21 protein-coding genes and 1 pseudogene are annotated in these 21,131 nt (G+C 64.2%); 12 read left to right on the forward strand and 10 right to left on the reverse strand.

The window, feature by feature from the left end; genetic code table 11:
* The first annotated feature begins 9 nt into the window (after positions 1-9).
* The 5 genes from HSR122_RS06295 to HSR122_RS06315 all read left to right on the forward strand — a co-directional run bounded on the left by HSR122_RS06295 (position 10) and on the right by HSR122_RS06315 (position 5,383).
* Positions 10-651 carry a metal-dependent hydrolase gene (locus tag HSR122_RS06295; protein ID WP_229111940.1) on the forward strand — a complete coding sequence of 214 codons (642 nt, stop codon included), beginning with the start codon at positions 10-12 and terminating at the stop codon, positions 649-651.
* 607 nt (positions 652-1,258) lie between these two features.
* Positions 1,259-3,169, forward strand: coding sequence for an autotransporter outer membrane beta-barrel domain-containing protein (locus tag HSR122_RS06300; protein WP_229111941.1), 1,911 nt, complete (start codon positions 1,259-1,261; stop codon positions 3,167-3,169).
* A 52-nt stretch (positions 3,170-3,221) separates the two neighbouring features.
* The gene (locus HSR122_RS06305; RefSeq protein WP_229111942.1) at positions 3,222-4,277 is read left to right on the forward strand and encodes a CARDB domain-containing protein; all 1,056 of its coding nucleotides are present in this window, start codon (positions 3,222-3,224) and stop codon (positions 4,275-4,277) included.
* A 52-nt stretch (positions 4,278-4,329) separates the two neighbouring features.
* Positions 4,330-4,743 (forward strand): hypothetical protein, encoded by a 414-nt coding sequence (locus HSR122_RS06310; protein ID WP_229111943.1) that lies wholly within the window; start codon positions 4,330-4,332, stop codon positions 4,741-4,743.
* A 151-nt stretch (positions 4,744-4,894) separates the two neighbouring features.
* Positions 4,895-5,383 (forward strand): transposase, encoded by a 489-nt coding sequence (locus HSR122_RS06315; protein ID WP_229112189.1) that lies wholly within the window; start codon positions 4,895-4,897, stop codon positions 5,381-5,383.
* On the opposite strand, the gene HSR122_RS06320 is transcribed toward HSR122_RS06315, so the two are convergent.
* Positions 5,330-6,571: an NAD(P)/FAD-dependent oxidoreductase gene (locus HSR122_RS06320; RefSeq protein WP_229111944.1), complete on the reverse strand. Its 1,242-nt coding sequence runs from the start codon at positions 6,569-6,571 to the stop codon at positions 5,330-5,332. The genes HSR122_RS06315 and HSR122_RS06320 overlap by 54 nt on opposite strands.
* A 204-nt stretch (positions 6,572-6,775) precedes the next feature.
* On the opposite strand from HSR122_RS06320, the gene HSR122_RS06325 reads away from it, so the two are divergent.
* Entirely contained in the window at positions 6,776-7,003 is a 228-nt protein-coding gene (locus tag HSR122_RS06325; protein WP_229111945.1) for a hypothetical protein, read from the forward strand.
* 69 nt (positions 7,004-7,072) lie between these two features.
* Positions 7,073-7,666 carry a DUF6149 family protein gene (locus HSR122_RS06330; protein WP_229111946.1) on the forward strand — a complete coding sequence of 198 codons (594 nt, stop codon included), beginning with the start codon at positions 7,073-7,075 and terminating at the stop codon, positions 7,664-7,666.
* 3 nt (positions 7,667-7,669) lie between these two features.
* Here the strand turns inward: HSR122_RS06330 and HSR122_RS06335 are convergent, their stop codons facing one another.
* Positions 7,670-8,968: an NAD(P)/FAD-dependent oxidoreductase gene (locus tag HSR122_RS06335; protein WP_229111947.1), complete on the reverse strand. Its 1,299-nt coding sequence runs from the start codon at positions 8,966-8,968 to the stop codon at positions 7,670-7,672.
* Positions 8,969-9,140: 172 nt separating this feature from the next.
* Here HSR122_RS06335 and HSR122_RS06340 point away from each other — a divergent pair, with 172 nt between their 5' ends.
* On the forward strand, positions 9,141-10,022 hold the full coding sequence (locus tag HSR122_RS06340; protein ID WP_229111948.1) for a homoserine kinase: 882 nt from the start codon (positions 9,141-9,143) through the stop codon (positions 10,020-10,022).
* 41 nt (positions 10,023-10,063) lie between these two features.
* Complete coding sequence (locus tag HSR122_RS06345) at positions 10,064-11,125, forward strand: CNNM domain-containing protein (RefSeq protein WP_229112190.1); 1,062 nt, start codon at positions 10,064-10,066, stop codon at positions 11,123-11,125.
* Here HSR122_RS06345 and pdxS read toward each other — a convergent pair.
* The 3 genes from pdxS to HSR122_RS06360 form a co-directional block, all read right to left on the reverse strand.
* Positions 11,122-12,024, reverse strand: coding sequence for a pyridoxal 5'-phosphate synthase lyase subunit PdxS (pdxS, locus tag HSR122_RS06350; RefSeq protein WP_229111949.1), 903 nt, complete (start codon positions 12,022-12,024; stop codon positions 11,122-11,124). The genes HSR122_RS06345 and pdxS overlap by 4 nt on opposite strands.
* Before the next feature lie 55 nt (positions 12,025-12,079).
* Positions 12,080-13,042 carry an AIR synthase family protein gene (locus tag HSR122_RS06355; protein WP_229111950.1) on the reverse strand — a complete coding sequence of 321 codons (963 nt, stop codon included), beginning with the start codon at positions 13,040-13,042 and terminating at the stop codon, positions 12,080-12,082.
* An 86-nt stretch (positions 13,043-13,128) separates the two neighbouring features.
* Positions 13,129-13,977 carry a class 1 fructose-bisphosphatase gene (locus HSR122_RS06360; protein ID WP_229111951.1) on the reverse strand — a complete coding sequence of 283 codons (849 nt, stop codon included), beginning with the start codon at positions 13,975-13,977 and terminating at the stop codon, positions 13,129-13,131.
* Positions 13,978-14,144: 167 nt separating this feature from the next.
* Between HSR122_RS06360 and HSR122_RS06365 the strand changes: the two genes are divergently transcribed.
* Both HSR122_RS06365 and HSR122_RS15005 read left to right on the forward strand, forming a co-directional pair.
* A complete protein-coding gene (locus HSR122_RS06365) occupies positions 14,145-14,927 on the forward strand; it encodes a DUF1405 domain-containing protein (protein WP_229111952.1) in 783 nt (260 codons plus the stop codon).
* A 174-nt stretch (positions 14,928-15,101) separates the two neighbouring features.
* Positions 15,102-15,922 (forward strand): annotated as a pseudogene (locus HSR122_RS15005) (CBS domain-containing protein).
* Between the two features lie 22 nt (positions 15,923-15,944).
* Here the strand turns inward: HSR122_RS15005 and HSR122_RS06380 are convergent.
* Positions 15,945-16,727: an SDR family oxidoreductase gene (locus HSR122_RS06380; protein WP_229111955.1), complete on the reverse strand. Its 783-nt coding sequence runs from the start codon at positions 16,725-16,727 to the stop codon at positions 15,945-15,947.
* 85 nt (positions 16,728-16,812) lie between these two features.
* Positions 16,813-17,529 (reverse strand): type 1 glutamine amidotransferase, encoded by a 717-nt coding sequence (locus HSR122_RS06385; protein WP_229111956.1) that lies wholly within the window; start codon positions 17,527-17,529, stop codon positions 16,813-16,815.
* A gap of 231 nt (positions 17,530-17,760) precedes the next feature.
* On the opposite strand from HSR122_RS06385, the gene HSR122_RS06390 reads away from it, so the two are divergent.
* Positions 17,761-18,849, forward strand: coding sequence for a glutamate-cysteine ligase family protein (locus HSR122_RS06390; protein ID WP_394355553.1), 1,089 nt, complete (start codon positions 17,761-17,763; stop codon positions 18,847-18,849).
* A 196-nt stretch (positions 18,850-19,045) separates the two neighbouring features.
* Here the strand turns inward: HSR122_RS06390 and HSR122_RS06395 are convergent, their stop codons facing one another.
* The 3 genes from HSR122_RS06395 to HSR122_RS06405 all read right to left on the reverse strand — a co-directional run bounded on the left by HSR122_RS06395 (position 19,046) and on the right by HSR122_RS06405 (position 21,120).
* A complete protein-coding gene (locus tag HSR122_RS06395) occupies positions 19,046-19,447 on the reverse strand; it encodes a universal stress protein (RefSeq protein WP_229111958.1) in 402 nt (133 codons plus the stop codon).
* Positions 19,448-19,499: 52 nt separating this feature from the next.
* Positions 19,500-20,285 carry a sulfite exporter TauE/SafE family protein gene (locus tag HSR122_RS06400; RefSeq protein WP_229111959.1) on the reverse strand — a complete coding sequence of 262 codons (786 nt, stop codon included), beginning with the start codon at positions 20,283-20,285 and terminating at the stop codon, positions 19,500-19,502.
* Positions 20,286-20,493: 208 nt separating this feature from the next.
* Positions 20,494-21,120, reverse strand: coding sequence for an SOUL family heme-binding protein (locus HSR122_RS06405; protein ID WP_229111960.1), 627 nt, complete (start codon positions 21,118-21,120; stop codon positions 20,494-20,496).
* Between the last annotated feature and the right edge of the window lie 11 nt (positions 21,121-21,131).

Genomic DNA, 21,131 nt, shown 5'->3' on the forward strand with positions numbered 1-21,131 from the left:
GAGGTCACAATGATGGCGACGACACACGGCCTCGTCGGGCTCGCTTTCGGGGCCGTCATCGCCGTGCTCGTGCCGGAACACGCGACCCCCGCGATGGCCGCCGGACTCGCCGGTGGGATCGCTCCCGATCTGGACCTGTACCGCGGCCACCGGCGGACGCTTCACTTCCCGGTGTACGGACCGATGGTCGCGGTGGCAGCCGTCGGGGTCGCCCTGCTCGTTCCGTCCCCCGTGACCGTCGCGCTCGCGTCGTTCGCCGCCGGTGGGGCCCTCCACGGCGCGACTGACGTCCTCGGCGGCGGGCTCGAGCTCCGTCCCTGGGAGGGGACCTCAGAGCGGGCGGTATACTCACACTACCACGGTCGCTGGCTGTCGCCCCGGCGGCTCGTTCCCTACGACGGCTCGCCCCACGACCTCGGTCTCGCTGTCGGGTTCGCCGTGCCGGCCCTGGTCTGGACCGACAGCCAGTTGCAACTCGTGATCGCGGCCGCGTTGACCGTCTCACTGGGGTATACGCTGCTGCGCAAGCGACTGGCGGCGATCGCCGTCACGCTGGTCGGGTTGCTCCCGGCGGCCGTTCGCCCTCACGTCCCCGAACGCTACCGCACTGTCGCGAGCAGTCGGTCGAACACCGCGTCACGATACCGGTGAACTGCATCGGGATCAAGTGGTTCGAGAGACTCGTCTCTCGTCATCACAGAAGACTGCGTCTTCCGTACGATCCTGGAGCTTCTTCCCGTGGCTGTTCGACCCCGAGTGGACTCCAGTTGCGTCCCCGTCTGCTTCCCACTCCCCAGCAGCGGGTACGGGACCAGTAGAGACCGCCTCGACGGACGAGGCAATCGACGAACGGCCCAGGAATGTCAACGCGGACCGACGACCGCCCGGCACTACCGATGAGAAAAAATCGAACAGCAACAACTAGTCAATGTGTCGTGGCGACTGCTCCCCCCTGTAGGGGTTTGCGGCGTCCCCGACTGGTGAACTAGAACGCATGTTCGACACCCCTAGAAAAAGACCCGTGGGACTTCGGTCAAACATGACGGAAGCAAATTGACAGAGACGAGACTCTGTTACCATTGATAGCCGTCGTATTGGCTGGCAGTGAATTCAGAAATTGATAATGGTCCGAATTGTTTATCCGATATAACCTACACAGCTAGTGTATGTTCGGGCCAGTCCTGCGAAAACAGGGAATTACTATCAGGCCGGGGTCAGCTGACCTGCCAGCTGCGCAAAAACGGAGGAGGGGTCGTAGATGAGCCAGCGAACAACGGAACTTCGAGCTGTCGTGCTCGCGATGATCATGGTGGCGTCGGTGGTCGTAGTGACAGCCCCAATCAGCGGCCCCGTTGCGGCCGAGGCTAGTGGCTTGACAGTCGATGAGGATGCTGTCCCCTCGGACGGGACGATTACAGTCAATGGAGATATCAGCGACGAAAACAACAACGTAACGTTCCTTGTGCAGGACCCCGTCGATGAAGACGTGGCGACCGTGACGAAGTCGGTCGACACCGACTTCAGTGTCGATATCGACCTAAGTAATCTTACGTTCGGGGGCGGTGACAGCTCTCTGGACGAGGGAGACGTGACGATTCTCGCCGACGAGGGGAGGGATTTTGACGGGGCTGAGGCGAGTGCAACCGTCATCGTCGACGACACGAAGCCGACTGCGAGTCTCGACAACCCCACAGAGGGTGCAGAGTTGACGGACCACCCGCTGATCGATGGGACAGCTAGCGACGACACGGCTGTCGCGACAGTAGAAGTGACCGTCCAGAACAGCTCCGGATACTACTACGACGGCGGCTCGTTTGTTGATGAAAAGACGTGGGTTGAGGCTACTGGAACCACCAGCTGGGAGTACAACACCACTGACGCGGGTATCAGTACTGACGGAGAGTACGACGTCAGCATCCGGGTGACCGATACTGCTGGGAACACCAGGGATGTCACTATCCCACACCCCGAGGGCGAGGCCACAGAAGTGAGCTACGAGGTCGACAGTACTCCCCCGACGATCGATTCGGTCAAGGCGACTGACGGGACGGACGGCGACGGAACGATCGAAGACGGTGACAGCGTTAACGTAACGGCGAGTGTGACCGACGAGACGAGTGGCGTCGATACGGTGACTGTCGACGCATCACCGCTCGGCGGTGCCGAAAACGAGGTGCTATCCGCTGATTCCGGCAACACGTACACGACGACCTTCGAAGTCGATAGTCCGACTGCCGGTGATGGGACCGTTGACCTGGACGTGACTGCCACCGACGCGTTCGGCAACGAGCAGACTGACAACGACACGCTGGATCTGGAGACGAACGTCGCGGGCGTCGGGGAGCTTACCGTCGACAAGGAGTTCGTCGGCATCGTGCACGACGAGGAAGAGCTAACAGTCAGTGCCCGCGAGATCACGGATCCACAGGGCAAACAGATCACTGGCCCGACTAACGTTACTGTTCGCATCGCGGGTACGGAGACGACTTACGAGGCCACCGTCGAGGATGGCAGTTTGGAGACGACTATCGACCCGACGGCCGTCACCGACACGGCTGCCACCGGCGAGGCGACCGTCGAGATCGCCGGGACCGTCACGGACGCGGACACCGCGAAGGTCGAACTCGTCCACGAGGCGAAAGACCTCCACAAGGGCTTCCAGGCGATGGGAACGCCCATGCCGGCTGAGAGACTTGTCGTCGAGGACGTGAAAGACGTGCTCACGTACGATCCGACAGCCGAAGGCGACGAGAGCGAGTGGAAGCTGCCCGACGGCACCCAGTCGGGTGAAGGATACTACGTCGAAGGTCGATCCGACGACGCACGGATAGGTTACGTCTTCGATATGTCGATCGACGAGGGGGTTGAGGCTCGAACGCTCCACGACGGCTGGAACCTCGTCGGGACCTCCATCGACCTCACGGAGGGTGAGAGCCACGCTGCAACAAACGATCTCGGCGGTGCTGTCGATGTCAACAGCAACGATAACGTCGAAGTCTACGTGCGTACAGACTCCGACCTAGATCAGACTGATGGAGAGACCGGATACAAGAGTGTCGATGGGAACACAGATGTGAGTAGCTTCGAGGGCTACTTTGTCTACGTCGAAGACGGAACCGAAGTTCGGAACGTCGATATCATCGCATACGTGGCCGGCGACAGAGCCTGACGCGGAGTAAAACTCAGTTTTTTAACCGATGCGCACTATTCCGTTGACGAGAGTGAGCCGAAGCGATTATAGACTAGTCGTCCTTACGCTCGCCGTCGCCATATCGTCGATCGCCGGAGTCGGCATCGCGACGAGCCAGACCGCACCGAGTTCCTACTATGGAGCGGCACAGACCGAAGACGGAACGGATATCCCCGCCGGCACGACGATACTCGCTGTCGTCGACGGTAACGTCGAGGACAGCATCGAGGTCGATCCCGCAGGCCAGTACGGTGGCTCCGGGCTGAACGAGAAACTGCGGGTCAGCAGCAATACCAATGCTACGGTCTACTTCTACATCGAGAAAGACGACGGCACGCGGATAGAAGCAGCCGAAACGGACGAGAACCCGACAGCAGGTTCACAAGAGTTCGATCTGACGTTTCCGCCTGGGACGCTCGATTCCGGACCGTACTTCACGGTGTCCGATCTATCGCCGGACAAGGTGACGGTCACGGAGAACGAAACTCTCGACGTGTCTGCGACTGTAACGAACCAGGTCCAGTCAGGGACGGAGACCGTCGCGCTCCAAGTCGACGGTGAAACAATTCGATCTCGGGACGTGACTCTTGAGACGGGAGACAGCCAGTCAGTCGCGTTCGAAAACATCGAAACGAGTTCGCTGGACGCCGGGGAGTACACGTACACCATCACAACTGACAACGAAAGCCAGGCCGGAACGTTGACCGTCGAGGCCAAAACCGAGACGCCGACGCCAACTCCGACACCGACGCCAACTCCGACACCGACGCCAACCGAGACGCCGACACCAACTCCGACACCGACGTCAACCGAGACGCCGACGCCAACTCCGACACCGACGTCAACCGAGATGCCAACGCCAACCGAGGCACCGACGCCAACTCCGACAGAAACCGCGCTACCTGATGGGAATCTGTCAACCGGCGGCGAAAACAACACAAGCGACGACGAAAGCGCGGATAGTGGCTTGATTCCCTGGAGGCTGTTTGGCTCGATAGCGTTCTATCTTGGGAGCCTCATGCTCGTCGGGTATGCCAGCCTGAAACTGGTCGCTCTGTACCTCGAGTTCTCTTCGTCGGAGTCATAGCATCAAAAAGAAGTGGCAACTTATTTCACCGATTATACGCTAGTGACATTGAATGGAACGAGCGCAGGCGAGCAAACTCATCGCCGCAGTCGGAAGTGTGCTGATGATCGTCTCGGTCGCGCTGCCGTGGGTCGTCGCGGAGAACGGCGAACTGGTACTATCGGAGGTCAGTAGTGCGAGTCTATTGAACCTGATCGCCATCGATACCGGATTTCTCATATTTATCGTCGTCGCAGTCGTTATTCCGATCACGACAGTCTTGGATCAATTGGCGGAGAGTGGATCCGATATCTTTGATATAGCGGGTCGGTCGCTGAGCCTGCTGTTTCTGCTTGTGCTCATTGTACTGATCAGATTCGGTAGCACATCCAATATCAATGGTAACATCGGGTTCGGAATGTATGTGGCGCTGATCGGAAACGTGCTGATACTCGTAAGCGACTTCGTGAACGTCCTCAATGGATGAAGACGAGAGTCGGAGAACGCGTGCGATGTTTCGTATGCAGCTGTCCCGTTTCGAGTACCGATAATCCTCGTATCTCTACGACGAGGCGGCAAGCAAGCTTCGTGTCAAGCATCCAGTTCGCATACAGCCAGACACATCGCAAGAACAGCGACTGGATACCTTCACTCACACACTCGACGCCGAGAACACGACATATGCTGGCGCCATCGACGTAGGCGCGAACAATACCCTCGCCATTGTCACTACGACTGGGGAAACCGCCGTGTACTACGCTCGCCCCGAGTTCGACCGGTTCCAAGTACTGTCCGAGTTGATTGCCGAGTCGCAATCAGAACACCCCGAAGACCGGTACACGAGCAAACGGATTCACGCGTGTACGACGAGACTGAGTGTAGAATCTCTGGCGTGGTTCGTGATGGTGACGCGTTCCGCTGTCCACGAGTGTGAATTGGACGCGTATAGTGACGTCGGTGGGGCGTGGAATCTCCTGCATGAGGAAGTTGGGCCGATGGCGCGGCCTGTTGCCCTATCTGCTGGCCGGATTGCCCACGGAGGAATCCCCAGGACTTCAGTCGTGTGGAGGACGTCACTCGATCGGCGACGGCGCGAGCGCGTCCAGATCGACCTCTTTCTCGAGTAGCGCTTCCTTCTGGTCGGCGACCGGGCGCTCCTGGCGGATGATCTTCTTGAACGTGCTCTGCTGGGAGAGATCACCGATCAACACGCCGCCGATCAGTTTCCCGTTCTTGAACGTGAGCCGGCGCCACTCGTCGTCGGAATACTTGCGCTCGGCCTCCTCCTTGCCGATCGTCGGGTGGCCGAAGGAGAGAAACGGGAAGTCGAAGTGCGTGATCGAGTAGGAGGGGACGTACCGGAACTCGCTGGTCGCCTCGTCGGTGGCCATGTTCTTGCCGGCGACGACGCCCTGTTCCTTGGCCGATCCCCACGAGCCGTTCTGGGTCCGATCCTCGAGGATGACGTCGTAGTACCGGGTGATGTCGCCGGCCGCGTAGACGTCCTCGACGTTCGTCCCCATGTACTGATCGACGAGCACGCCGTCGTCGACCTCGACCGCCGTGTCTTCGAGGAATTCGGTGTTGTAATCGAGCCCGACGGCGATCCCGACGAACTCCGCCTCGTGAGTGACGCCGTTGGTGTCGACGACGCCGCTGACGTGGCCGGTTTCGTCGGCCTCGAAGTGGTCCAGTCCGCTCTCGAAGACCGGTTCGACGCCCATCTCTTCGAGCGCCCTGTGGATGATCTCGGCACCGTCGAGGCTCAGCGCGTAGCGCCACCAGCGGTTGCCCCGCATAAGATACTTCGCGTCGACGCCCTGCGCGCCACAGATCGCGGCCAGATCGATCCCGAGCAGGCCCGCCCCGATGACGACGCCTTTCTCGGCCTCGGCGGCGTGCTCTCGGATCTTCCGGGCGTCCTGAAACGTCCAGAAGTGGTGGATCCCCTCGGCGTCGGCGTTCTCGACGGGGAGTTGCAGCGGCGTCCCGCCCGTCGCGACCAGGAGTTTGTCGTACTCGTAGGTCCCGCTGTCGTAGGTGTGGACGGTCTTGTCGTCGGTATCGACGCCGGTGACGTGCGTGTTGAGTTCGAGGTCGATATCCCGCTCGTCGTACCAGCCGGGTTCGTGGATCGACACCGGCGCTTCGGGCAACTTGCCCTTCGCGAACTCCTTGATGAGAATCCGGTTGTACAGCGCCTCACCTTCCTCGGTGACGACGGTAACGTCGGCCTCGGGGTCCGTCTCGCGGATCGTCTCTGCCGCGGAACTCCCCGCGATCCCGTCGCCGAGGATCACGTGCGACGTGGTCATGGCCTCCCGTTCGTGTTGGCCCCTAATGTGGGTTGCTATCTCTCCGACGGCTGATAGTGACCGCTTTGGGTCTGTTCCGGGCCGACCACGCGACACCTCCTTGTGAACGGAATCTCACACGACCGTCCCTCGATACCCGATGATAAATACAGATGTTTCCCGAACGTACAAACGTTCTTCAGCGTCGAGACCGTACGACGAGATATGCGTGACAGAATTTCGCGCGTCTTCGGGCTGGATCGGTTCAGCCGCCGGCTGATCGCGCTCGGCGTAGTGCTCGTCGTCGGGAGTCTCGCGCTGGCCGGGTGGCTGCTCGTCACCGGCGAACTCGTGACCGGGCTGTCCCTGCTGCTGTACGTCGTCGTCGGGACGCTGCTGGCGGCGATCGGGCTCTCGACGAGCGTCGGGTCCGGCCCGAACCAGCGCGTGTGACCTGCCGGAATCGCGTGTGGCCTGCCGGTACCGCCGTGTTCAAGCCGAACAACTCCATACCAGCCGTCGATGAAGATCCGTCAGAACGTCCGCCACTGGGCCGCGAAGCAGGCGCTGACCATGCCCGTCGTCGGCGAGTACGCCATCGACAAGTTGGTCGACATTCACACGTCCGTCTTTCTGGACCGTGCCGAGGAGAGTTACAAAGACGATCGGCGTGAGTACCTCGACGTCTTTTTCGAGGCGACAATGGACACCTACGTCGCCGCGCTAGAGGACGGCTATCCGGAAGCCGAGGCCCGCGAGATAACCCACATCCAGGCCAACTTCGCCTTCTACAATCACGGCTGGACCGAGATGATGGAGTTCCCCAGCGACGAACTGGATGTCCACTACGATCGTTACGCCGAGTTCTTCGAGACCTACGGTATCGCGATCGAGGACCCGCTCGGGGAGTTCGAGCCCGCTGGTGGGCTCCCGAACGCGCCCTCGACGCCCGAGCGACTCGAGGAACCAGAACATCCCTACGCCGAGGGCGGGTTCGAGGACGATGTCTACGTCGAGACCGGCGACGGCGAACTCGTGGTCGGCGGCGGCGAGGAACCCGACGAGGTCGACGTCGAGGCCGCGCCGGGTGTCGACGAGGAAAAGATCGAAGGATAGCCGTTACTCGATCAGATTCGCACACGCGTACCCGGCCTCAATCGCGCCGTCGAGCGACCGTTCGGGATACTGCGCCCGCGAGGCCATTCCCGCGTAGTAGACGTCCTCGGCGACCTCCTCGCTCAGGTCGTAGGGCACGACCATGTCGAGATAGCCCCGCTCGTAGACGGGGGCCGTCCGGGGATTGCGCGCGATCTTCATCCAGTTGACCGACTCCCGGTCGAAGTGGGGAAACAGGTCTGCGACGCCGTCGAGCCACAGCTGTTCGACCTCGTCGTCGTCGAGTTGCCACAGCTGCTCGTCGTACTCCTGGACGTAACTCGCCAGGTAATAGAGGTGCTCGCCGCCGTAGCGCTGTTCGGGGATGAAGTTCGTGTGCTCGATGAGCACGCCGAAGGGGGCGTCGTCGATGAGGTTCAGCCAGTAGGTGTCGGTCAGCGACTGCTCGAGCGAGAGGACCCCACAGACGGTCCCCTGAAAGTCGATCTTGCAGGGATAGCCCGTCAGGTCCTCGAGGACGTTCGGCATCGCGGCGACGATCGCGGCGTCGACGTCGCGGGTGGCCGTGCCGTCGTCGGTTTCGACGGTCAGCGAGTCGACCGCGCCGTCGCTGGCGTCGAGTTCCGTCACTCGCGCGCCGGTCGTGATGTTCTCGCGACCGACAGCCTCGATGAGGGCCTCGAGCAGTCGACCGAAACCCCCCTCGACGTATCCAAGTTGCTCGCCGCGCAGGAGGTCGCGCTCGCCGCGGAACTTGACCCGCCCCAGCAGCCAGGCCGCCGAGACGTCCGCTTTCCGGGAGCCGAACTTCGCGTCGAGCAGCGGCTCCCAGAAGTACTCGTAGACGCCGCGAGTCGTATGCTCGAGCAGGAACTCCCTGATGGGGACGTCCTCGAAGTCTTCGAGGTCGTCGTAGGTGTCGAACCGCGGCCGGCCGCCGCGGACGTCGATCTCGCTGACAAGCATCCCCAGCCGGAACGTGTCGTAGAGACTCAGATACGGGTACGCGAGGATCTCCCAGGGTTTGTCCATCGGGTAGATCCGCCCGTCGACGTAGAAGGCGTCGGACTTGTAGCGCCACTCGACATCGACGCCCAGTTCCGCGGCCAGTTCGAGGATCGTCCCTTCGGACTTCGAGAGGTGGTGGTAGTACTGCTCGACGGGATCGCCCGCAGTCTCGTAGGTGGCCGCGAGCCCGCCCAGCTGCTCGCTGGCCTCGAAGACTTCGACCTCGTGGCCGCGCTGCTGGAGCCGATAGGCGGCCGCGAGCCCGGCGATCCCGCCGCCGACAACGCCGATCATGTCTCAGCGTTCCGCGGTGGCGCGAAAAGGTCTTTCCATCCGTGTGTCATCACCACCGTTGCACCGACTTACCGATATGACCGCTCGCAGTCGGGCGGCCGATCCGGAACAGACGGATAACGGTCACTACCAGTCCGCTACCTTTTTGCGGGTACTCCGGCTACGGCAGGGTATGCTGACGGTGCGGGCGCCAGCGACGAGTGCCAACCTGGGGAGTGGCTTCGACGTCTTCGGTGTGGCGCTCTCCCACCCGGCGGACGTGGTCCGCGTCGAGCGCGCCGACCGGACCACGATCGAAGTGACGGGGGCGGGAAGCCAGTACATCCCCGAGGATCCCGAGAAGAACACGGTCGGCGCAGTCGCCGAGGCGCTCGACGCGCCCGCACACATCAAGATCGACAAGGGCATTCGACCGGCCTCGGGGCTGGGGTCATCGGCTGCCAGTGCTGCCGCGGCCGCGGTCGCGCTCAACGAACTCTACGACCGGGGCAAGACCCGCAAGGAGCTGGTGCCGATCGCCGCGAAAGGTGAGGCCGTCGTCTCCGGTGACGCCCACGACGACAACGTCGCGCCGGCGATCCTCGGCGGGTTCACGATCGCGACCCCCGAGGGCGTCACCCAGGTCGACACCGACGTGGCGCTGGTGGCCTGTCTGCCCGAGATCGTCGTCTCGACGCGTGACGCCCGGAAAGTCGTCCCCGAGCGGACGAGTGTCGACCAACTGATCGAGACCGTGGGCAACGCCGCGACGCTGACGGCGGGGATGTACCGCGACGATCCCGAGTTGATCGGACGCGGGATGGAGGATTCGGTCGTCACGCCCGCGCGGGCGAAACTCATCGACGGGTACGCCGAGGTCCGCGAGGCAGCCCTCGAGGCCGGCAGCACGGGTGTGACGATCAGCGGTGCCGGTCCCGGGGTGCTCGCCGTCTGTCGTGAAGACGATCAGTCCCGAGTCGCCTCTGCGATGCTCGACGCCTTCGACGACGCCGGCGTCGAGGCGCGTGCCTACCAGACCCGGATCGGCGAGGGCGCGACGGTCTACGAATCATAGAGTTTGATAACGCGCCGCATCGAACACCCGACGCTATGGCGATGTCCACCGTCGAGATCGTCGCTCGGCTGATCGCAGGGATCGGACTGATCCTCGGCAACGCGTTCTTCGTCGCGATCGAGTTCGCGCTGACACGCACCCGCCAGTACAGCAAAGACGAGTTCCTTGAGGAAGGGTCGCGGGGACTCCGTCGCGCCTGGGAGATGACCAGCGACCTGGAGATCTATCTCACCAGCTGTCAGGTGGGGATCACCGCGACCAGCATCGCGGTCGGGATCGTCGCCGAGCCGGCGCTGGCGTTCCTGCTCGAGCCGGTGTTCGCTAACACGGCACTTGCGTCGGCAGGTGCAGGCGGCGTCATCGCGTTCCTGATCATCAATCTCGTCCACCTCACCCACGGCGAGCAGACGCCGACGTATCTGGGCGTCGAGCGCACGCGCATGGTCGCCAGGTACGGCGCGGAGCCGCTGTACTGGTTTCACTTCCTGATCTCGCCGATGATCATCGTCGGCGACAGCGTCGCCAAGTGGACGCTCAAGCTCTTCGGGATCGAGATGACCGGCGCGTGGCTCGAAACCGAGACCGACTCCATCGAGACGCGGGCGGAACTGCGGAACCGTCTGGGGTCGGTACTGGAGGAAGGGGAACTGAGCGACGAGCGCCGCTCGGAGGTGCTGAACGCCCTCGATATCGGGGATAGCACCGTCGCGGACATCATGGTCGACCGCGAGGCGATCGTCGCGCTCTCGACGGAAGCGGATCTCGAGGAGAACCTCGATCGAATGGACGGGACGCCCCACGTGCGGTTCCCGCTGGTCGAGGACAAACTCGAAGCCTTCGTCGGCGTGATCTACGCGCCGACCGTGCTTCACAACCTGGACGCGCTGGAGCGCGGCGACACGACGCTCCGAGCGCTGGCGACGCCACCGATGACCGTCGCGGCCGATACGGTCGTCAGCGATTTCATCGACCAGTGCCAGGCAGAGAATCAGGAACTCGCGCTGGTGCTCGACGGCGGCGAGGTCGTCGGGCTCGTCACCGCGACCGACGCCTTCGAGGAAGTGCTCGGCGAGCTCGAAGATCCGATGGACCGGAACGTCTAGACGCCGCGATCCTGCAGCTGCTCTTCCTCGGGCAGGTCCGCGTTGGCGTCGCCTTTCATACCCGAGCCGATGTTCGAGGAGATCTCGGCCAGTTTCTCGGGGTCGTCCCAGTTGTTGACGGCCTCGACGATGGCCGTCCCCATCGCTTCGGGGTCCTCGGCCCCGAAGATGCCGCTGCCGACGAAGATGCCGTCACAGCCGTGGTGCATCATCAGCGCGGCGTCAGCGGGCGTGGCGATCCCGCCGGCGGCGAAGTTGACGACCGGGAGCCGCCCCATCTCGGCGGTCTCGTGGACCAGATCGGCGGGCGCTTCGTGCTCGCGGGCCCACTTCTCGCGTTCCTCGTGGGTCATTCCCTCGAGTTTGCGGATCGAGCCCTTGATGTTGCGCTGGTGGTGGACCGCCTGGTTGACGTCGCCGGTGCCGGCCTCGCCTTTCGTCCGGATCATCGCCGCACCCTCGTCGATCCGGCGCAGCGCCTCGCCGAGGTTGCGCGCGCCACAGACAAAGGGCGAGGTAAAGTCGCGCTTGTCGATGTGATAGCGGTCGTCGGCGGGCGTCAGTACCTCCGACTCGTCGATCATGTCGACGCCGACCGCTTCGAGGATCTCGGCTTCTTTGGTGTGGCCGATCCGGGACTTGCCCATCACCGGGATCGACACCTCGTCGATGATCTCCTCGACGTCCGCTGGATCGGCCATCCGGGCGACGCCGCCGCGCTTGCGGATGTCCGCCGGGACAGCCTCCAGAGACATGACCGCGACCGCGCCCACGTCTTCGGCGATCCGCGCCTGTTCTCGGTTGACGACGTCCATGATGACGCCGCCCTTCTGCATCTTCGCGAACCCGCGCTTGACCAGTTCAGTCCCGCGCTTGAGGTCTTCGAGATCTTCTGGCATGCCTGCACTTTTGTATTGGGTCCACTTATACTGACGGTTGTACGTGCGAGCGTCGTCACTCCCAGAGCGGGTAACAGTCGTCCCGCGGCTGCGAGCGGATCGTCTCGTCGTCGATCTTGACGACCGGTTCGCCCGCCTGTACGGTGCCGACGACCCTCGCCTCGATCCCCGCGTCGGCCAGTGCCCCGAGCGCTCGCTCGCTGTCGTCCGGGTCGACCGTCGCAAGAAGTGCGCCCGAGCCGAAGATCCGGAGCGGATCGACGCCCATCGCGTCACAGATCGCTCGCGTCTCCGGACGGATCGGCACCGCGGACCGGTCGAGTTCGACAGTCGCATCGGCAGCCTGCGCGATCTCGTATACCCCGGTGAGGACGCCGCCCTCCGTCGGGTCGTGGAGGCCGGTCGCGGTCGGCCACAGCGCTCGCGCGGCCTCGAGGACGCTAATCTCCTCGAAAAATCCCGCCGCGCGGTCGAGCGTCTCGGCGGGCACCGAGTCGAGGTCGTCGCGGAAGTCGGTCGCGAGGATGGCCGTCCCCTCGATGGCGGCCCCGCCGGTCAACAGCAGGTCGTCGCCCGCCCGCGCGCCGCCCGTCGGAACGGGGTCGTCGGTCCGGCCCATCGCCGTCAGCGAGAGGAGCGGCCGCGAGAGGTCGTCCAGCACCTCGGCGTGGCCGCCGACGATCGCCACGTCCAGTTCGCGGGCGGCCCGGTCGAGTTGTGCCGTCAGCGCGTCGAGTCGCTCGGGATCGCCGTCGGGCAGAAAGACCGTGCTGGTGAGCCACGCCGGCTCGGCTCCGGTCGCAGCGACGTCGTTGGTCGCGACTGGCACCCCGAGGGTCCCGGCAGCCTCGGCAGCCAGCGAGACGGGGTCGGAACTGACCACCAGCGAGTCAGTCCCGAGGTCAATCGCTGCGGCGTCCTCGCCGGTCGCCGGGCCGAGCGTGACTCGTTCGTCGGACGCGCCGGTCCGCGAGAGGACGTGTGCGTCGAGCACTTGCGGATCGAGTTTCCCGACCATGCGCCCGGCTACATCGCCGGCACGTATACCACTCGCGGATCGGAGCGTACCCGTCGAGTGACAGTGGGCAGCGACCGCTCGGCCTGCTATCCTCCGCCGAGCGCGGCTTCGACCTGTTCGATCAGTTCGGAGTTGCCCAGAAACGTCGGTGTCCGGGCGTGCAGTCCGCCGGGCTCGACATCGAGCAGCGACTTCTGCCCGTCGCTGGAGTCGCCGCCGGCCGCCTCGACGAGATACGCCAGCGGCGCGGCCTCGAAGTGGATCCGGAGCTTGCCCTCGGGATACACCTCCGACTTCGGATACCCGAAGAGGCCGCCGTACTCGAGAACTTGCGCGAGGTCTGCGACGGTCGCACCGCCATACCGGAGTTTGAGGTCGCGTTGCAGGTCCTCGGCGAGGGCGTTGACCTGTTCGGAGCGGTCGATGGGCTTGCCGGCGATCCCGACGACGGCGTAGTCCTCGGGCAACTCGAAGACGCCCCGGCGCTCGTTGTGGCCGTCCCGGAGCAGGTACTCCTGGACGACGTCGCTGTCGGCCCGCGCGACGGTCATCGTCGTGTAGGGGCCGTGCAAGACCATCATCGCCGCCACCAGGTCCCGGCCGCTGGTCGGGAGCGGCCGGTCGTAGACGCCGACGATCGTCCCGACGGAGTTGTTCGACGCGAGGTTGCCCGACCCGTCTAGCGGGTCGATCGCGATCGCGTACCCTTCCCCGCAATCGACGGTCTCCGAGCGCTCCTCGCTGGTGTAACTGCCGACCCCATCGAGCGGCGCGAGCGCGTCGAAAAACAGGTCGTCCGACCACACGTCGGCACCGGTCTGAACCTCGTCACTGGGATTGGTCTGGCCGCGCTTGCCAGCGTGCGTGCCGAGATTGCGTTTCACGTAGTGTGAGGTCTCGCGAACCGCGCGTTCGATCCGATCGATCGTGTTCATCGCCGCCACCCCGACAGTGTTGTGGTGTCCATACCGGGCTATCGAGGTGAAGGAAGTTACATTCTTCCCCTATGAAACATTCAGTCCTAGAATGTGAGAGGGTCGCTACCACGGTCGCGTTCGTCCGATCCATCACGGTTTAGTCGTCGGTGTTCCGAGAGGCAGGTATGTCCGGGGCTGGTATCGGTCGTCGCATGGAGCAGGTCGTCGCACGATGGTGGGGTGGTCGGGTACCGGACTCCGAGAGGGTGCCCCGGTACGTCGCGCCGCTGCCGGCGTGGCTCGAGGATATCGGGTTGCGATTGGCGTGGCCGATCGTCGCGGTCAATCTCGTGGGGACGGTGTTCGGCTTCTGGTACTACGCCGGCCAGCCGACGACGCTCGCCGTGGGCGGGCAACTCGACGCCGCGCCAATCCCCGCCTGGCCGCTGATCCCTGACAGCCCGGTCGCGACGCTTTTCATCGCGCTGTCGCTCGCGGCCTGGCGGCTCGACCTCGACGCGGACTGGCTGCACGCGCTGGCGTTTTTCGGCTGTATCAAGCTCGGGCTGTGGACGCCGTACGTCCAGCTCGCGTTGAACGGTCCGGGCGGGATCGAACTGTGGCTGTACGTCTTCCTGATCGTGAGCCACCTCGCGATGGCGCTGGAAGCGTTTCTCATCCACCGCTATGCACGCTTCGCCGTCCGCTCGGTCGCGGTGGCGGTCGCGTGGTACGCGTTCAACGACGTGGTCGATTACTTCTGGCCGGTTCTGGACGGCCCCCATCACACCTGGCTGCGGGCCGAACCGCTCGTGACGACCGCCGCGGGAGTAGCCCCCGATCACACCGTCCCGGCCCACGATTTCGCGGCGGCCTGGGCCGTCCTGCTGACCGTCCTTGCGACCTTTCTCGCACTGGCGACTCGCGTCGAGAAACTACGGACGCGACTCGACGACCGGGAAGCTTGACGTCCTCCACGCGACGGAAGTCGTGGGCTTTCCCCCGTATTTCTGTAACCGCGACCGGTTTCCAGCCATCGAGAACGACCGTCGAATCTTTGGTAATAGATAACAAATAATGAACCGCAGACTGCACGGCGACCGGGGGATCGAGCGGCGACCACCACACAGCGGCATGCAACCATGGACATCGCGAACATCGTTTCGGACGACTACGTACAGTTCCCACCGGACAGCCCCGTCTCGAAGCTCGTTGGAACGTTCGACGACCCCGCGGTCAAGGGGGTCGTTGTACGAGACGATCGATTCAGGGGAATCGTCACCAGGAGACAGCTCGCCACCTCACACCGTCAGCCCGGACCGACTCGTTCGGCGGGAACATCTCTTCGAGCGCCGGCCGGACACACGGCGGGTTCGGCGCGCGAGAGGGTGAACTGGCCCGGATCCTGGACCTCCCGGTCCGGGACGTCATGACGTCACCGGTGCGGACGATCAGCCCGGACGCGACACTCGAGACGGCCGTCGAGGAGATGTTCGCCATCGGCGGATCGTCGCTCGTCGTTACCGAGGACGGCCACCCCCACGGGATCGTCACGAAGACCGACGTGCTCGATTCGCTCACCTGGGAGGCTGGCGGGAACCGGGCCGTGCAGGTCTACGGGGCCGACCTGCTCGACGACGTGCAGTACGAGGACGTCGTCGCGCTGATCGAGAAGTTCGACCAGCGCGACGGGGAGATGTCTCTGCTGGACGCGAAAGTCCACCTCCACGAACACGACGAGACGCTCCGCGGGACGCCGCTGTTGCTCGCCCGGATTCGCCTGCACACAGACCGAGGGCTGTACATCGCGTCCGGAGAAGGCTACGGGGCGAGTCACGCGCTCAACGAGGCGCGGGACGTGCTCGAACGCCGGATTCGTGACCGCAAGACCTACGCCCAGACGAAAAAGCCCCCGAGCGAGGAGTTCTGGGAGAAGCGGTTCGGCTGGCTGCTCGAGGAGTGACGTCGAGCCGTCGCCGACACCGTCAGCTGCGCATCGATCCCCCGTCGATCGGCACGCCCGCCCCCGTGACGTAACTCGCCCGCTCGCTCGCCAGAAACGCCACCACGTCGCCGAGTTCGTCGGGGTCGCCGATCCGCTCGAGCGGGACGTCCTCGGCCCAGTCGGCCAGCCCCGCCTCGTAGTCGTCGTACTCGCCGCGTTCGACGGCGGCCTCGACCAGCTCCTGAATCCGGCTGGTCTCGTGTGCGCCGGGCAACACGGCGTTGACCCGGACCTCGGGCGCGAACTCCCGGGACTGAGTCTTGACGAGACCGATTACCGCTCGCCGGACCGAGTTCGACAACACGAGGTCGTCGATGACTTCCCGGACCGAGCGGGAGGTGATCGCGACGATCGAGCCGCCACCGTCCCGGAGGTGGGGAAGCGCCGCCCGGGTCGTCCAGACGTAACTCATCACCAGCAGGTCGTAGGCCTGATACCAGTCGCGTTCAGTCGTCTCGGTGAACGGGCCGCTGGGCGGGCCGCCCGCGCTCGTGACGACGTGATCCAGGCGACCGAACTCCTCGACGGTCGCCTCGACGAACGCCTCGACCGCGTCCGGATCAGTGACGTCCGCCTGCACCGCCAGCACGTCGCCGTCGCCGACCGATTGCAGGTGCTCGCGTGCCTCTTCGACGTGTTCGTCGGTCGTGCCACAGACGGCGACGTCACAGCCCTCGCGGGCGAGTGCCTCGGCGCTCGCCAGTCCGAGGCCGCTGGTCGCCGCCGTACAGAGTGCCGCGTTTCCCTCGAGTCGCAGATCCATAGTGGCTGTTCGATGCGTACTGTCAAAAGCGTGTTCGCGGGTGGAACGTCGTGTGCGCCACCCGCGTCTCGAGCCGTCCGGTCGCTCACCGATCGACAGATAGTGACTCGACGGCGGCACGATCAGCTCGGACGCGCTCGACGAACGCCAGAAAGTTGTCGAACAGTTGTTTCGCCTCGCGGGCCGCCCGGTAGTTCTCCTCGGTGATCCCCGCGAGCACGGCATCGATTTTCGCCTGATCGATGTCCTTGCCCTTCGTGACGGAGCGGGCCATCTCCATGTCGTACTCGGGGTGAAACTGCACGGTCAGGACGCGCCCCTTCCGGAAGCCATGGATCCCGTAGTCGTTGTGAGCGAAGACCCTCGCACCGGGTGGCGCTCGGCGCACGCGATCGGAATGGGTCGTGAACGCCGTGAATTCTTCGTCGACACCGTCGAGCAACGGGTTCTCGCCGTCGTGGCGGATCGTCCGGTATCCGATCTCGTACTCGCCCATTCTCTCGACTTGCCCGCCGAGGACGTCAGCCAGTAACTGGTGACCGTAACAGACGCCCAGAAACGGGACCCCCGCCGAGACGGCGTCGCCGACCCACTCTTTGAGCCGCCCGATCCACGGCTCGTCCCAGTAGACAGAGGCCTCCGACCCCGTCACGACGCACGCGTCGAACGCGAACGACGACGGCAACTCCCCGTCGGGGCAGTTGAACTCGACGAGTTCGGCATCTAACTCGCGCTCGAAGTTCCGCCTGGTCTCGGCGGCCGAACGTGCCGCGTTCAACAGCGCGATGCGTAATTCACTCACGGTGGACGAATACGCGTCGAAACATAAATAATCTGCCTATCGTGGTATATTTGGCACGATCTATAGCCTTTTGTGTCGGAATCTGGCGCAAGTTTTGCGAGATACAGTATATTCATTGTAGCCCTTCGAGAACGTGTGCGTAATGGTACCACGGAACTGGACCGTTTCACCCTCCCGAGCCGGGACGGCGACGAGACATCCGAGGTGGTGCCGGTGATCGAGGCGGGAGGGATGCGTCGGAGCGTCGAGGTCGAGTACTGGGTCGTCGATACCGACGGCACGCTGACCGGACCGGGCGACCTCGTCTCGGCGTCACCCGGCGTCGAACGGGAGTTCGTCGAACCGTTGCTTGAGATCAAAACGACGCCGTGTTCCTCGAGCGACGAGCTTCGCGGAGAACTGCTCGACCGCCTGGAGGCTGTGCTCGACCGCGCAGAGGATCTCGGGAAGCGGCTGGTGCCGCTGGCGACGCCCGTGCGTGCGGACGAGATCGCCGAGATTCCGAGCGAGCGGACCCGGATTCAAAACGAGATCGTCGGCGAGGACTTCCAGTACGTCCGTCACTGTGCCGGAACGCACGTCCACTTCGAACAGCAGCCCGGGCACACGGTCGATCAGTTCAACGTGCTCGTCGCGCTCGATCCCGCGTTCGCGGCGGTCAACTCCTCGCCGTACTTCCGGGGTCGCCGCCTGGCCGCCGGTGCCCGGTCGAAACTGTACCGGGATATGGCGTACGACACCGTTCCACACCAGGGCAAGCTGTGGCGGTATCTCGCCGATCAACGGGAGTGGGCGCGACGGCTCGAACGCCGCTACGAGGAGTTCCTCACGGCCGCTAGCGAAGCGGGCGTGGACCGGTCGGCCGTCTACAGGCACTTCGATCCCGAGAGCGCGATCTGGACGCCGGTACAACTCCGTGATCGGTTCGGAACCGTCGAGTGGCGCTCACCCGACACGGCGCTCCCGAGCCAGGTGCTCCGGTTGGCTGACGACCTCGTCGGCGTCGTCGAACGCGCCGTCGACACCGAGGTCCGAATCGGTGGAAATCGAGGCTATCGAACCGAGACCGAGACCGTCCTCCCCGAGTTCGATACAGTGGTCGAACACGTCAACGGGTCGATCCGTCTCGGTCTCGAATCGGACACCGTTCGTACGTATCTCGATCGGATGGGGATCGATCCCGACGCATACGAGCCGATCACGACCCGGTTCGACCAGCGAGGGCGCATCACCGAAGCGTCGGCCCGTCGGCTCCGCCTCGAGTACGCGGACCGGCTCGAAGCGGACGTCCGAAGCCGGAGCGCGCTTCGAGCCGACTGATAGTGCTTATTGTAGCGATTTACCGGTACGACCGCCCGAAGTCGGGCGGCTGATCCGGAACAGACCGACAATAGTCACTGTGGGATCGCCGCTCCGCGGGGCGCGGTTGTCGATACTCTACTGGTGGCTGTACAATCTCGAACTGATTCGGCACGACGGCGTGTCGAACGTCGTTACGAGCGTCTGGCCACCAGTATCACGTCATCCCGCCAGTGATCGTGACGGGCCGATCGGCGTCGACGATGACGTTCTGGCTGACGCTACCGAACAGCACTGCACCGACCGGGGATCGCTTGCGGCCACCGAGAACGATATGGTCGGCCCCGACCTCGTCGGCCGCAGCAAGGATCTTGATCGCTGGATCACCAACGCGAGAGGTCTGTTCGACCGCGACGCCGGCGTCCCGCAGCCGATTCGCCGCTACGTTCCCGCCGGCGATCTCCTCGGGGGTTGTCGTCTCCATTTCGTCTTCGTCGTCGAACACGTACAGCAGTATTACTGTGATGCTTTCCGTCGCGTCCGGAAGGGCGATCACTGTTTCGGCCTGGGCTGCGCCACGTGACTCGCTTCCATCGATCGGCATCAGCACCCGGTACATCTATCAATAGGTTCGAAGCCACACGGAAATATAACTACGGGACGCCCGATACTCACGCGATTCCGAGTCCGCCCACGATCAACCGGACGCCGATCACCGCAAGCAGGCCGAGTACGACTGCCCGCCGGCCGCGCTCGTCGACACTGGTCCGGAGTCGTTTGCCGGCGGCGACGCCGACCACGGCCGGAAGCACGGCGACGACCGAGACGAGAAAGAACGCGACGCTGGGGTACAGGCCGAGCGCGCCGGCGGCTCCGATCCGGATCGCGTTGAGTCCCAGAAAGACCATCGCCACGACGCCGACGAAGACCCCGTGAGAGAGGTTACAGCTCCGGAGGTACGCGACCAGCTGGACGCCGACGTTCGTCCCGCCGAACAGCAGCCCCGAGACGGCACCCACCCCGATCATGCCGGCCGTCGATTCGACGAAACACCCCTCTCTGGCGCGGTCGAGCCCCGGCAGTCGGACGACTCGCTGTGCGCTGGCGACGAAGGCCAGCGAGATGGTCCCGAGGCCGACCTTCAGCGGCCCCTGCGGGAGTCGTTCGAGAGCGACCAGTCCGAGGAGCGTCCCGACCAGCGCCGCGAGGACCAGCGGCGCGAACCGCCGACCGCACGTCCGCAGATCGTCCAGCGAGAGGTCCCGGAGCAACGAGAGGTTCACGCCCAAAATCGGCGCGATCATGAACACGACCGCGACCGCCGGGTCCATGGCTGTCGCCAGTACCATCGTGCCGACCAGCGCGAACCCGAAGCCGGCCAGGCCGTTCACCGCGCCGGCGACGACGATGACGAGCGTCAGGACGACGAGCAGCTCGGGCGCGAGCGCAGTGAGCATGCGTCAGCTACTCCTCCCGGAGACGTCGCGCGAGATAGCGGTGGAGACGCGCGTATAGCTGTCGATCAAGGGTACGACACGATACGGCGGGAGCGTACATCAAGGTTGTATTCCGGCCGGGAAAGCCGGTTTCGTCACCGTAACGTTTCGAACTGTGCGTGCTCAACGCCCGTGCGATGACGTCACTCGACGGGGACTCCGGCTTCGATCACTCGACGGCGACTTCGACCGCAACCTCGTTCCGTCGCAGGAACGGCGGCGTCCACGGGTCGTTGTACCGGAGTAGCGACGGGTCGCCGCGCGGTTCGATCCCTCCGCGCTCGAGCGCGTCGAGCAACCGCCGCGCGTGACGATCGACTCGCCACTGGGGGGTGTACCACGAAAACCGACGGGCTGCGACCGTCTTCTCGGGCTCGATGACGAGTTCGACGCCCGACTCGGTCGGTTCCGGGGCCGTGTCGGGGCCGTACTCCGGCGGGAGGTAGAAGCCCATGCGGACGCTCTCGCGTTCGGTCGTCTCTGACCGTACCGGCGTCGTCATCGAGATCGATGTCCCCGCCCGTGTCTCGACGGGGGTCGTCATCGAGAGCGACTCGGCGCCGCTGTTGGCTCCCGAGATATATCGGAACAGCCGCCGAAACGCCGTCCACTGGTCGTCCGCGGTCGTCTCGACGAGGACCGTCTCCGGATAGCGTCTGAGTTCGGCCCCGTCGATCCGCCGGAGGCGCTCGTAGGGTACGGGCTTCGCTGTCCGCGTCGAATAGATTCCCCACCCGATCCAGCCGAGAAGCCCGACCCCGGCACCGACAAGAGCCGCTTTCGTCAGTCGATCCATACTGTCCCTTT

This window comes from Halapricum desulfuricans (genome assembly GCF_017094525.1).
Classification (GTDB): Archaea; Halobacteriota; Halobacteria; order Halobacteriales; family Haloarculaceae; genus Halapricum; species Halapricum desulfuricans.